Source organism: Kitasatospora sp. NPDC092286 (assembly GCF_044755565.1).
In the GTDB taxonomy this organism is placed as follows: Bacteria; Actinomycetota; Actinomycetes; order Streptomycetales; family Streptomycetaceae; genus Kitasatospora.
On sequence record NZ_JBIVRD010000001.1, the window covers coordinates 451,647 to 464,435 of the forward strand.

The following is a 12,789-nucleotide window of genomic DNA, read 5'->3' on the forward strand; positions in this document are numbered from 1 at the left end:
ACCCTTGAGGCGTGCATCGACTCAACGCCTGGCTCCGCCGTCACCCCATGGTGGTCGACGCCGCCTGGGCGTCGATCGTGCTCTTCCTCGGCGTACTGCCGGACAACGGCAGCAACCACGGCTGGCGGTACGGCGTCCAGCTCGCCATCGCGGTGGTCCTCCCGCTGCTGATGGTCGTCCGGCGCCGGTGGCCCGACGCCACCGTGGCCACCGCCGCCGCGATCGGCGTCGGCCAGGTCGCGCTGGACGTCGATCCCGCCATCTCCAGCATCGCGTACCTGGTCTTCGCCTACACCGGTGCCGCGTTCGCCTCCACCTGGGTGTCCCGGCTGGCGCTGGCGGCCGGGCTGTCGGCCGGACCGCTGGTCTTCTGGCGGCTCCACCCGACCAAGACACAGCTCGACGGCGAGGGCAACATCCTGCAGCAGCCGTACCACCTGGGCGAGTCGGTCGTCATCACGCTCCTGATGAGCACCCCGTTCATCCTCTGCTGGGCGTGGGGCCGGCTCACCCGGGTCCGCCGGGCCTACCTGGTCGAGCTGGAGGACCGCGCCGCCCGGCTGGAGCGCGAGCGCGACGCCCAGTCCAAGGTGGCGGTCGCCGCCGAGCGCGCCCGGATCGCCCGCGAGCTGCACGACGTGGTCGCGCACAACGTCTCCGTCATGATCGTCCAGGCCGACGGCGCCGCGTACGTCCTGGACAACTCGCCCCAGCAGGCCAAGCAGGCGCTCAGCACGATCGCCTCCACCGGCCGCCAGGCCCTGGTCGAGATGCGCCGCCTGCTGGGCGTGCTGCGCACCGCCGACACCGCCGACGAGTACATGCCGCAGCCCGGCGTCGAGGAGCTGCCCGAGCTGCTGGACCAGGTCCGCACGGCCGGCCTCCAGGTGGACTTCGCCACCTCCGGCGACCCGCGCGAACTGCCGCGCGGCGTCGAGCTGACGGTCTACCGGATCGTCCAGGAGGCGCTGACCAACGTCCGCAAGCACGGCGGCCCCGACGTGCACGCCCGGGTCGCGGTCGACTTCGGCGAGCGCGAGCTGGCCGTCCTGATCGAGGACGACGGCCGCGGCACCACCGACGAGCAGCTGTCCTCCGGTGGCACCGACGGCCAGGGCCACGGCCTGATCGGCATGCGGGAGCGGGTCGGTATGGTCAGCGGCAGCCTGGACATCGGCCCCCGCCCCGGCGGCGGCTTCCGGATCCGCGCCGTACTGCCGCTCAAGGCAGCCCACTGACCCCGCCGCCGCGCCCCCTAGGAGCCACCTTGACCATCCGCGTGATGCTCGTCGACGACCAGGAGCTGCTGCGCACCGGGTTCCGGATGATCCTCCAGTCGCAGGGCGACATCGAGATCGTCGCCGAGGCCGGCGACGGCGCGCAGGCCGTGGAGAAGCTGCGGCACACGGAGGTGGACGTGATCCTGATGGACGTCCGGATGCCCCGCCTGGACGGGGTGCAGGCCACCCGCCGGATCTGCCTCGCCGAGGACGGCAGCCCGCTGCCGGACGCCCCGCACGTGCTCATCCTCACCACCTTCGACCTCGACGAGTACGCCTTCGCCGCGCTCAAGGCCGGCGCCAGCGGCTTCCTGCTCAAGGACGTGCCGCCGACCGAGCTGGTGGCCGCGATCCGGGCGGTGCACGGCGGGGACGCGGTGGTCGCCCCGACCACCACCCGCCGCATGATCGACCGCTTCGCCGAGGTGCTGCCCACCCCGCACAACGCGCCGGGCCCGAACACCCTCGGCCCGCTCACCGAGCGCGAGCGCGAGGTCTTCCTGCTGGTCGCCCAGGGCCTGTCGAACGGCGAGATCGCCGCCCGGCTGGTCCTCTCCGAGGCCACCGTGAAGACCCACGTCGGCCGGATCCTGGCCAAGCTCGGCCTGCGCGACCGGGTCCAGGCCGTGGTCCTCGCCTACGAGGCGGGCCTGATCCGGGCCGGGGCCTCGGACTGATCCCGGCCCGGGGCCGCCGGGCCCGGCCGTAGAATGGGCCGGTACGTCCGGTACCCGAGGAGGACCGGAACGGAGAGTGAGGACGAGGGCCTGGCCGTGAGCACGTCCGACAGTGCCGACTTCCCCGCGTTCGGCGACCCCGCCCCGTTCCCCGACGGCTTCGGCGACCCCACCGACCCCGGCAACCGCCCGGCCCGGCTCTCCGTCGGCGTGGTCGGCACCGGCCGGGTGGGCCCCGCCCTCGGCGCCGCCCTCCAGCTCGCCGGGCACCGCGTGGTCGCCGCCTCCGGGGTCTCCGCCACCTCCCGCCGCCGCGCCGAGGCGCTGCTGCCCGGCGTCCGGATCGTCACCCCGCCGCAGGTGCTCGCCGCCGCCGACCTGGTGCTGCTCACCGTCCCCGACGACGCCCTCGCCGACCTGGTCGCCGGCCTCGCCTCGACCGGCGCCGTCCGCCCCGGCCAGCTGGTGGTGCACACCTCCGGCGCGCACGGCGTCGCCGTCCTGGAGCCCGCCACCCGGGCCGGCGCGCTGCCGCTCGCGCTGCACCCCGCGATGACCTTCACCGGTACCTCCGTCGACCTCGCCCGGCTGGCCGGCTGCCCGTTCGGCGTGACCGCCCCCGAGGAGCTGCGCCCGGTCGCCGAGGCGCTGGTGGTCGAGATGGGCGGCGAGCCCGAGTGGGTGCCGGAGGGCGTCCGCCCGCTCTACCACACGGCCCTCGCGCACGGCGCCAACCACCTGGTCACGCTGGTCGCGCAGGCGCTGGAGCTGCTGCGCACGGCCGGCGTCGCCGAGCCCGGACGGCTGCTCGGCCCGCTGCTCGGCGCCGCCCTGGACAACAGCCTGCGCTCCGGCGACGCGGCCCTCACCGGCCCGGTCGCCCGGGGCGACGCGGGCACCGTACGGCGCCACCTGGCGCAGCTCAGTACGGTGTCCCCGGACATCCCGGCGGCCTACCGGGCGATGGCCAGGGCCACCGCCCAGCGGGCGCTCGCCAACGGGACGATCGACGAAGCGTCGGCGGCGGCGCTGCTGGACGTACTGAACGAGGAGAAGCACTGATGGCACGCGGCAAGCAGCCCGGCAAGGCGCAGCGGGCACCCAAGGTCCACCGGGCCGTCGTCACCCACACCGTCGCCGACTTCGAGGCCGCCTTCTGGCCGGACGAGCAGCCGGTCGACAACGCGGTCGTGATGACCATGGGCGCGCTGCACGAGGGCCACGCCGCGCTGATCCGGGCCGCCCGCAAGCAGGTCGGCCACGAGGGCCGGGTGGCCGTCACGGTCTTCGTCAACCCCCTGCAGTTCGGCGCCGGCGAGGACCTGGAGCGCTACCCGCGCAGCCTGGACGAGGACGTCCGGCTGGCCGAGGAGCACGGCGCCGACGTGGTCTTCGCGCCGTCCGTCGAGGAGGTCTACCCGAACGGCGAGCCGCAGGTGCGCCTGGCGGCCGGCCCGATGGGCGAGCGCTACGAGGGTGCCACCCGGCCCGGCCACTTCGACGGGGTGCTGACCGTGGTCGCCAAGCTGCTGCACATCACCGACCCCGACTACGCCTTCTTCGGCGAGAAGGACGCCCAGCAGCTGGCGATCGTCCAGCGGATGACCGCCGACCTGGACTTCGACGTCGAGATCGTCGGCGTGCCGACCGTCCGCGAGGAGGACGGGCTGGCGCGGTCCTCCCGCAACCGGTACCTCTCCGCCGAGGACCGCGAGCACGCGCTCGCCCTCTCCAAGGCGCTGTTCGCCGGCCGCGACGTGGCCGCGCAGGGCCCGAAGGCCGTGCGCGAGGCGGCCGCGACCGTCCTCGACGCCGCCGGGGGCGTCACCCTCGACTACCTCGCCCTGGTCGACCCGCACGACTTCACCGAGGCGGCGGACGGCTTCCAGGGCGAGGCGGTGCTGGCCGTGGCCGCGAAGGTGGGCACCACCCGCCTGATCGACAACGTCCGCATGATCGTCCGATAACGCAGCAGCACCCCTCAGGCATGCACTCACAGGAGGCGTGACCCCATGCTCCGCACCATGCTCAAGTCCAAGATCCACCGGGCCACGGTGACCCAGGCCGACCTGCACTACGTCGGCTCGGTCACGGTGGACGAGGACCTGCTCGACGCCGCCGACCTGCTCCCCGGCGAGCTGGTCCACATCGTCGACATCAACAACGGCGCCCGGCTGGAGACCTACACCATCGCCGGCCCGCGCGGCTCCGGCGTGATCGGCATCAACGGCGCCGCCGCCCGCCTGGTCCACCCCGGCGATCTGGTCATCCTGATCGCCTACGGGCAGATGGACACCGCCGAGGCCAAGGGCTACCTGCCCAGGGTCGTCTTCGTGGACGACCGCAACCGGATCACCGGCCTGGGCGGCGACCCGGCCGAGGCCGGGGAGGGCACCGGGCTGGTCCGCGGCGACCTGGGGGCACCCCCCGGCCGCCGGGCCGGGGGCGCGTACGGTGACCGCAACGGCGCGACCCCGACCGCGCGCTGAAGGAGCCACTGAACGCCATGTCCGTCACGCACCGCCTCACCGCCCCCGCCCCCGGCTGGACGGCCACCACCGACGTCGTGGTGGTCGGCTCCGGGGTGGCCGGCCTCACCGTCGCCCTCAACGTCCGCAAGGCCGGCCTGCGGGCCACGGTGGTCACCAAGGCGATGCTGGACGACGGGTCCACCCGGTGGGCCCAGGGCGGCATCGCCGCCGCCCTGGGCGAGGGCGACACCCCCGAGCAGCACCTGGACGACACCCTGGTGGCCGGCGCCGGTGTCTGCGACGAGGAGGCCGTCCGGGTCCTCGTCACCGAGGGCCCGGAGGCCGTCCGCCATCTGATCGCCACCGGCGCGGCGTTCGACCGCGACGCCGAGGGCGAGATCCTGCTCACCCGCGAGGGCGGTCACCACCGGAGCCGGATCGCGCACGCCGGCGGGGACGCCACCGGTGCCGAGATATCGCGTGCCCTGGTCTCCGCCGTGCGGTCCGACCCGGACCTCGAACTGATCGAGCACGCGCTCGTCCTCGACCTGCTGACCGACGCCGACGGCCACGCGGCCGGCCTCACCCTGCACGTGATGGGCGAGGGCCAGCGCGACGGCGTCGGCGCCATCCGGGCCCGCGCGGTGGTGCTCGCCACCGGCGGCATGGGCCAGGTCTTCTCCGCCACCACCAACCCGGCGGTCTCCACCGGCGACGGCGTGGCGCTCGCCCTGCGGGCCGGCGCCGCCGCCGCCGACCTGGAGTTCGTCCAGTTCCACCCGACCGTGCTCTGGCTCGGACCGGACGCCGAGGGCCAGCAGCCGCTGGTCTCCGAGGCGGTCCGCGGCGAGGGCGCCCACCTCGTCGACGCCGACGGGACGCGCTTCATGGTCGGGCAGCACGAGCTGGCCGAACTGGCCCCGCGCGACATCGTCGCCAAGGCCATCACCCGGCGGATACAGCTCCAGGGCACCGATCACATGTACCTGGACGGGCGGCACTTCGGCGCCGACATGTGGGAGCGGCGGTTCCCGACCATCCTCGCCTCCTGCCGCGCGCACGGCATCGACCCGGTCACCGAGCCGATCCCGGTCGCCCCGGCCGCCCACTACGCCTCCGGCGGCGTCCACACCGACCTGCGGGGCCGCACCACCGTGCCCGGCCTGTACGCCTGCGGCGAGGTGGCCTGCACCGGGGTGCACGGCGCCAACCGGCTGGCCTCCAACTCGCTGCTGGAGGGCCTGGTCTTCGCCGAGCGGATCGCCGCCGACCTGATCGCCCGCCACCGGGCCGGCGAGCTGCCCGAGCGGTCGGTGGACGTGGCCGCGGCGCGCGCCGCGCACCCGGTGCCGCTGCCCGCTCCCGAGGCACGCGCCGAGATCCAGCGGCTGATGTCGCGCGGCGCGGGCGTGCTGCGCTCGGCCACCTCGATGGCCGACTCCGCGGCCGGGCTGGCGCTGCTCGCCGAGCAGGCGTACGCGGACGCCGCCGAGGCGAAGCCGGCCGACCCCCGGGTGGAGACCTGGGAGGCCGCCAACCTGCTGCTGGTCGCCACCGCCCTGGTCACGGCCGCCGCGCAGCGCGCGGAGACCCGTGGCTGCCACTGGCGCGAGGACTTCCCCGAGCGGGACGACGCCCACTGGCGGCGCCACCTGATCACCACCCTCACCGCCTCCGGCGATCTTGTCAGCACCCCTGAGGAGCAGTAGAACCATGACCCACTCCCACGAGGAACTCCCCCTGGCCGACTCCCAGGGCGGTTGCGGCGACGGCTGCGCCTGCGGGGACGGCGAGGGCTACGAGACCGGCCTGGACCCGCAGCTCGCCGAGCTGCTGGAGGAGGCCGGGCTGGACCCGGTCGAGGTCGAGGACATCGCCACCCTGGCGCTGGCCGAGGACCTGGCCGGCGGCGAGGACGTCACCTCGGTCGCCACCGTGCCCGCCGACGCCGTCGCCACCGCCGACTTCACCGCCCGCGAGGCGGGCGTGGTGGCCGGCCTGCGGATCGCCGAGGCCGTCGTCTCGCTGGTCTGCGAGGAGGAGTTCGAGGTCGAGCGGCACGTCCGGGACGGCGACCGGGTCGAGGCCGGCCAGGTGCTGCTCTCGGTCCGCAGCCGTACCCGCGACCTGCTGACCGCCGAGCGCAGCGCGCTCAACCTGCTCTGCCACCTCTCCGGCATCGCCACCGCCACCCGCGCCTGGGCGGACGCCCTGGAGGGCACCGGCGCGGTGGTCCGCGACACCCGCAAGACCACCCCGGGCCTGCGCGCGCTGCAGAAGTACGCGGTGCGCTGCGGCGGCGGCGCCAACCACCGGATGGCGCTCTCCGACGCCGCCCTGGTCAAGGACAACCACGTGGTGGCGGCCGGCGGTGTGGCCGAGGCCTTCCGGGCCGTCCGGGCCGCCTACCCGGAGCTGCCGGTCGAGGTCGAGGTGGACACCCTGGAGCAGATCCCGCCGGTCCTGGAGGCCGGGGCCGACCTGATCCTGCTGGACAACTTCACCGTCCCGCGGCTGAAGGAGGCCGTCGACCTGGTGGCCGGCCGGGCCCGGCTGGAGGCGTCCGGCGGTCTGACCCTGGCCACCGCGCGCGAGGTCGCCCAGACTGGTGTCGACTACCTGGCCGTGGGCGCGCTCACGCACTCCTCGCCGATCCTGGACATCGGCCTGGACCTGCGCGCCTAGGGCTTGTCGGTCAGCTCGACCCCGCCCGCTCCGACCCGCAGAAAGCACCCCATGCTGCTCACGATCGACGTCGGCAACACCCAGACCACGCTCGGCCTGTTCGACGGCGAGGAGGTGGTCGAGCACTGGCGGATCTCCACCGATCCACGCCGTACGGCCGACGAGCTGGCGGTGCTTCTGCAGGGCCTGATGGGCGCCCACACCGCGGTCGCCGAGGCCGCGGTGGAGGGCCTGGCGATCTGCTCCTCGGTCCCCGCCGTGCTCCACGAGCTCCGTGAGATGGCCCGCCGCTACTACGGCGACGTCCCCACGGTGATCGTGGAGCCGGGGGTCAAGACCGGCGTGCACGTCCTGATGGACAACCCCAAGGAGGTCGGCGCCGACCGGATCGTCAACGCGCTGGCCGCCAACCACCTGTACGGCGGCCCGTGCATCGTGGTCGACTTCGGGACCGCCACCACCTTCGACGCGGTGAGCGCCCGCGGCGACTACGTCGGCGGGGCGATCGCCCCCGGCATCGAGATCTCGGTGGAGGCGCTCGGTGTCCGCGGCGCCCAGCTGCGCAAGATCGAGCTCGCCCGGCCGCGGAACGTGATCGGCAAGAACACCGTCGAGGGCATGCAGTCCGGCATCCTCTACGGCTTCGCCGGCCAGGTCGACGGCCTGGTCGACCGGATGGCCCGCGAGCTCGCCAAGGACCCGGACGACGTCCAGGTCATCGCCACCGGCGGGCTCGCCCCGCTGGTCCTCGGCGAGGCGACCACCATCGACGTCCACGAGCCCTGGCTGACCCTGATCGGCCTGCGCCTGGTGTACGAGCGCAACCGCCCCAGCTGAGGCCCTCCCGCCGCTTCACCCGATGGCGTGTCCCCCCGCGGACACGCCATCGGCGTGTGGCGGGCGCCACATCCCGGCGAACGGGGCACCTCACCCGCGGCCCGGACCCCCGGCACCGGGCCGAACGTGCGGATTCGGCGCGACGCTACCGACAAATCGGATATTCCTCACGTAGTGTCAGCCCATGCCTACGCCACACGGATCGCGCGGCGGCATGGCCTTCAGCGCCGACGAAGTCCGCGTGCTGCGCCGCGCCCTCGCCCAAGCCCTGCACCCCGCCGTACCCGTCCACCTCCAAGGACCGCTGCCGTTCGTCGGCGCGGGCGCCGAACTGTGGGCGGAGGACGTCCAGGACGCACTGCGCCTGACCGAGGCGATCGACGAAGCCGTCCAGGAAGGCGGCCGGCTCCGCGCCTTCCTCCTCGCCGACCTCGGCCGGTACCGGTCGGCGCTGCCCGGCAGCGCCAGCGGCTACCTGGAACGTCTGGAGGAGGCCGTGGCCGACGGCTACCTGCCCGGGCCCGAGGACCTCACCGCGCTGCGCGGCCTGACCCGTCAGCCGTGCGGCCACGGCGAGCGGGTCCGCCGTTCCCGGCTCGCCGGGCGCTGCCACGCGCTGGCCGAGGCCGCCGTCCGCGAGCGGCTCGCCCTCACCACCGGCCAGCGCCACCTCATGGCCGTACCGAGTCCTGCCGCACCCCTGCGCAGTCTCCCCACCCCTGTTGGAGGACGGATTCCGATGAGCAGCACCGACTCCCCCGCCGAGCAGCCCGCCGCTCCCCCGACCGAGCCCCGCCCCCACCGGATGCCCACCCCCGCCGAGCTCTTCGGCCGCCGCCCCAAGCCCCCGGTCCGCCCGGCTCCGCCGACCGACGGCCCGGAGGAACTGGAGCTCGCCACCGGCACCGGCTGACCGTCCGCCGCACCCGCCGAAGGGGGAGACCGCACCCGCGGTCTCCCCCTTCGGCGTGCGACGCGGATATCCCGTGGCGGAGCACCGGCGGGGGCTGGCTACCCTTGTGGGGTGAGCGATCAGAGCCCCATCCCCGCGACCGACGACCTTCCCGAGCAGATGCGCGTCCGGCGCGAGAAGCTCGACCGGCTCCGGGCGGCCGGCGTCGACCCGTACCCGGTCGGCTTCCCCCGCACCAGCACCATCGCGGATCTCCGCGCCAAGCACCCCGACCTGGCCCCGGACACCGCGACCGGCGAGCGGGTCGGCATCACCGGCCGGGTGATCCTCTCCCGCACCGGCGGCAAGCTCTGCTTCGCCACGCTGCGCGACGGGACCGGCGACCTCCAGGTGATGTTCTCCCTGGACAAGCTGGGCGAGGAGCGGCTGGCGGCCTGGAAGTCGGACATCGACCTGGGCGACCAGGTCGGCGTCGAGGGCGAGGTGATCACCTCCCGCCGCGGCGAGCTGTCGGTGATGGTGGACCGCTGGGCGCTCACCGCCAAGTGCCTGCGCCCGCTGCCGGACAAGCACAAGGGCCTGACCGACCCGGAGGCCCGGGTCCGCCAGCGGTACGTCGACCTGATCGTCAACCCCGAGGCCCGCGAGATCCTGCACCTGCGCAGCAAGGTGGTCCGCTCGATCCGCCGCACCTACGAGGAGCGCGGCTACATCGAGGTCGAGACCCCGATGCTGCAGCCGGTGCACGGCGGCGCCAACGCCCGCCCGTTCAAGACCCACATCAACGCGTACGACATCGACCTCTTCATGCGGATCGCCCCGGAGCTGTACCTCAAGCGGCTGGTGGTCGGCGGCGCGGAGAAGGTCTTCGAGATCAACCGCAACTTCCGCAACGAGGGCGCGGACTCCACCCACAACCCCGAGTTCACCTCGCTGGAGTCGTACGAGGCCTACGGCGACTACGACACCCAGGCCGAGCTGATCCGGGCGACGATCGTCAACGCCGCCCGGGACGCGCTGGGCACCACGGTGATCCGCGGCCTCGACCCGCACGGCGTCGAGCACGAGATCGACCTGGCCGAGCCGTGGGACGAGGTCGGCGTCTACCCGGGCATCTCCGCCCGCCTGGACACCGAGGTCACCCCGGAGACCTCGGTGGAGGAGCTGCGCGAGCTGGCCGCCGAGCACGGCATCCCGTTCGAGAAGGACTGGGGCCACGGTCAGATCGTGCTGGAGATGGTCGAGCGCCTGCTGGAGGAGAACGCCGTCCGGCCGACCTTCATCAAGGACTACCCGACCGAGGTCTCCCCGCTGACCCGCCAGCACCGCTCGGTCCCGGGCGTGGCCGAGAAGTGGGACCTGGTGATCTTCGGCACCGAGATCGGCACCGCCTACTCCGAGCTGGTCGACCCGGTCGAGCAGCGGGCCCGCCTCACCGCGCAGTCCCTGCTGGCGGCCGGCGGCGACGTCGAGGCGATGCAGGTCGACGAGGACTTCCTGCGGGCCCTGGAGTACGCGATGCCGCCCACCGGCGGCCTCGGCCTCGGGGTGGACCGCCTGATCATGCTGCTCACCGGCAAGAACATCCGGGAGACCGTGCTCTTCCCGCTGGTGAAGCCGGAACCCAAGGCGTCCGCCGCCACCGCGGCGGAGAAGACCGAGGAGGAGTGACCTGATGGACTACGTCAGCGCGATCGTCCCGCCGCTGGTCATGGCGATCGGCTTCGGCTTCCTGGTGCGGGCCATCATCCGCAGCCAGGGCGGAGCCCAGAAGGCCAAGGAGGATCTGGCCGACTGACCTGTCGGCCGTCCGCGAACACCACCGCGCCGCCATTCCCGATTCCGGGGGTGGCGGCGCGCCGGTTTGGCGGTACTTCACAAGATTTGCCCCATTCACTCCCTATCCTGGCCGCACTATGGTCCGGCAACTCGGCGAACTTGAGAACGCCATCATGACCCGGGTGTGGCAGTGGAACCGACCGGTGACGGTTCGCGAGGTTCTCGTGGATCTGCAGTCGGAACGCGATATCGCGTACACCACCGTGATGACCGTCCTCGACAAGCTCCACAGAAAGGGCTGGCTGCGCCGCGAGCGCGCCGGACGGGCCTATCGATATGAGCCGGTCTCGTCCCGCGAGGCCTACACGGCGGCCCTGATGAACGATGCCTGGGCCACCAGTGACAATCCCGCGGCGGCCCTGGTGCACTTCTTCGGCCTGATGTCCCCCGAGCAACGGGAGGCACTCCGCGACGCGTTGCGGGTGGCCGCTCTGTTCCCGCCCGATCCGGATAGCCCGGATACCGAGGAGACCGCGCCGGGCCCGACGCGATAGCGTCCCGCCATGGAGGTCACCATCCGCCGGGCGCGGACCACGGACGTGCGGGCCGTACGCGGGCTCATCGACGCCTACTCACGCGACGGCATTCTGCTCGACAAGCCCACCGTCACCCTGTTCGAATCCGTCCAGGAGTTCTGGGTCGCGGAACGCGACGACAACGGGGCCGTGGTGGCCTGCGGCGCGCTGCACGTGATGTGGGAAGACCTCGCCGAGGTGCGCACACTCGCGGTGGATCCGTCCTGCCGCGGACACGGGGTGGGACACCTCCTTCTGGAGAAGCTGCTGCAGACCGCGCGCTGGCTCGGCGTCCGTCGGATTTTCTGCTTGACGTTCGAGGTGCCCTTCTTCGCGAAACACGGTTTCGTCGAGATCGATGAGCTCCAGGAAACCGATGATGGTACGACAGACCCGGCGGCGGTCGCTACGGATGTCTATGAAGAACTTCTCCGCTCGTACGATGAAGGTGTCGCGGAGTTCCTGGACCTGGAGCGGGTGAAGCCCAACACACTGGGCAACTCACGCATGCTGCTGCACCTCTGAGCGGCTCCCGGCGCGGTCAGGGGTTTGTGTTTTCCGGGGAAAGGCGCTTTCCTTTCCTTAGGCAATGGGTCGTTTAACGGAAAGGGAAGCCCGTGGCACAGAGGGTGCAGGTCATTCTTGAAGACGATCTCGACGGTGGTTCGGCGGACGAGACGGTGACGTTCGCGCTCGACGGCGTTGCCTACGAGATCGACCTGAAGAGCGCCAACGCGGACAAGCTGCGCGGTCTGCTGGCGCCGTATGTGGAGAAGGGCCGCAAGCAGAGCGGCCGGCTGGCCGGCGCCCGGCGCCCCGGCCGCGGCACGGCACCGCGCCCGTCCGGCAGCGCTCCGGACACCGCCAAGATCCGCGCGTGGGCCAAGGAGCAGGGCCTGGAGGTCAACGACCGCGGCCGGGTGCCGAGCACCGTCCGCGAGGCCTACGACAAGGCCAACGCGTCCTGATTCCGGCGCCGTCCGACCGCCGGAGCGGATGCGGGGCTCCGGCGGCCGCGTGAGACGTCACACGGCACACGTGCGGGGCGCGGGGGGAATCTCCTCCGCGCCCCGCGGTGCGCCCCCGGTGCCCGCCGCCGGCCCGGGCGTCCGGGGCACCGGCTCGGGCGGCGGAACAATCACGAGCCGTGCAACGCTGTAAGGGCGAAGCGGTAACGCGGACACCACCGGGACGGTGCGACGGCCGCGGCTGAACCACCGTCACCGCCGGCCGACTTCTCGCCAGGCGAACACCATCGCCACGGAAACTGCGCGAGAACCACCCCGATACCGGGTATGAATGCCGGTGGACGGGGTCGTGTACCCCGCCCGGGGCAGTACGCGTGACCGGCCGGGGGCCGTCCGGCTGCGCCGAGGCAGGTGTTGTTCGCCGATGGCGTAGCGGTATCCGGTGCATCCGGCCCACCTGTGGGAACACCGTCTCCCAGCATCAGGTTGGGATTGGTGTCGGCTGGTCGCGCAGCATCTCGCTCCCGTAGCGGGGAGTGAATCCGTGGGCCGCGCCGCTGAGCGGGACTAGCATGCGGAAGGACAGGGCGGGGACCGACCCCGA

The 12,789-nt window shown here is 73.1% G+C and carries 13 protein-coding genes and 1 pseudogene; all 14 read left to right on the top strand.

What is annotated here, in order from left to right; genetic code table 11:
• Window positions 1–11: 11 nt before the first annotated feature.
• The 14 genes and pseudogenes from ACIQIB_RS02185 to ACIQIB_RS02250 all read left to right on the top strand — a co-directional run bounded on the left by ACIQIB_RS02185 (window position 12) and on the right by ACIQIB_RS02250 (window position 12,185).
• Window positions 12–1,238 carry a sensor histidine kinase gene (locus ACIQIB_RS02185; protein WP_400756248.1) on the top strand — a complete coding sequence of 409 codons (1,227 nt, stop codon included), beginning with the start codon at window positions 12–14 and terminating at the stop codon, window positions 1,236–1,238.
• A 29-nt stretch (window positions 1,239–1,267) separates the two neighbouring features.
• Complete coding sequence (locus ACIQIB_RS02190) at window positions 1,268–1,957, top strand: response regulator transcription factor (protein ID WP_363606019.1); 690 nt, start codon at window positions 1,268–1,270, stop codon at window positions 1,955–1,957.
• Between the two features lie 96 nt (window positions 1,958–2,053).
• Window positions 2,054–3,019, top strand: coding sequence for a Rossmann-like and DUF2520 domain-containing protein (locus ACIQIB_RS02195; RefSeq protein WP_400654324.1), 966 nt, complete (start codon window positions 2,054–2,056; stop codon window positions 3,017–3,019).
• Window positions 3,019–3,924 carry a pantoate--beta-alanine ligase gene (panC, locus tag ACIQIB_RS02200; protein ID WP_400756250.1) on the top strand — a complete coding sequence of 302 codons (906 nt, stop codon included), beginning with the start codon at window positions 3,019–3,021 and terminating at the stop codon, window positions 3,922–3,924. The genes ACIQIB_RS02195 and panC overlap by 1 nt, the downstream gene beginning before the upstream one ends.
• A 45-nt stretch (window positions 3,925–3,969) precedes the next feature.
• A complete protein-coding gene (gene panD / locus ACIQIB_RS02205; protein ID WP_363606021.1) occupies window positions 3,970–4,446 on the top strand; it encodes an aspartate 1-decarboxylase in 477 nt (158 codons plus the stop codon).
• A 17-nt stretch (window positions 4,447–4,463) separates the two neighbouring features.
• Window positions 4,464–6,137: an L-aspartate oxidase gene (locus ACIQIB_RS02210; protein ID WP_363606022.1), complete on the top strand. Its 1,674-nt coding sequence runs from the start codon at window positions 4,464–4,466 to the stop codon at window positions 6,135–6,137.
• Window positions 6,138–6,141: 4 nt separating this feature from the next.
• Window positions 6,142–7,113, top strand: coding sequence for a carboxylating nicotinate-nucleotide diphosphorylase (nadC, locus tag ACIQIB_RS02215; RefSeq protein ID WP_400756252.1), 972 nt, complete (start codon window positions 6,142–6,144; stop codon window positions 7,111–7,113).
• Window positions 7,114–7,164: 51 nt separating this feature from the next.
• On the top strand, window positions 7,165–7,950 hold the full coding sequence (locus ACIQIB_RS02220; protein ID WP_363606025.1) for a type III pantothenate kinase: 786 nt from the start codon (window positions 7,165–7,167) through the stop codon (window positions 7,948–7,950).
• Between the two features lie 184 nt (window positions 7,951–8,134).
• Window positions 8,135–8,863: a hypothetical protein gene (locus tag ACIQIB_RS02225; protein ID WP_400756253.1), complete on the top strand. Its 729-nt coding sequence runs from the start codon at window positions 8,135–8,137 to the stop codon at window positions 8,861–8,863.
• 126 nt (window positions 8,864–8,989) lie between these two features.
• Window positions 8,990–10,534: pseudogene (gene lysX / locus ACIQIB_RS02230) on the top strand (bifunctional lysylphosphatidylglycerol synthetase/lysine--tRNA ligase LysX); the annotation flags it as partial.
• Window positions 10,535–10,538: 4 nt separating this feature from the next.
• Window positions 10,539–10,661, top strand: coding sequence for a hypothetical protein (locus ACIQIB_RS02235; RefSeq protein ID WP_030304873.1), 123 nt, complete (start codon window positions 10,539–10,541; stop codon window positions 10,659–10,661).
• Window positions 10,662–10,779: 118 nt separating this feature from the next.
• Window positions 10,780–11,196, top strand: coding sequence for a BlaI/MecI/CopY family transcriptional regulator (locus ACIQIB_RS02240; protein ID WP_363606030.1), 417 nt, complete (start codon window positions 10,780–10,782; stop codon window positions 11,194–11,196).
• Between the two features lie 9 nt (window positions 11,197–11,205).
• Window positions 11,206–11,742, top strand: a complete 537-nt coding sequence (locus ACIQIB_RS02245) for an amino-acid N-acetyltransferase (protein ID WP_363606031.1) — start codon at window positions 11,206–11,208, stop codon at window positions 11,740–11,742.
• 92 nt (window positions 11,743–11,834) lie between these two features.
• Window positions 11,835–12,185: an Lsr2 family protein gene (locus ACIQIB_RS02250; RefSeq protein ID WP_363606033.1), complete on the top strand. Its 351-nt coding sequence runs from the start codon at window positions 11,835–11,837 to the stop codon at window positions 12,183–12,185.
• The last annotated feature ends 604 nt before the right edge of the window (window positions 12,186–12,789 follow it).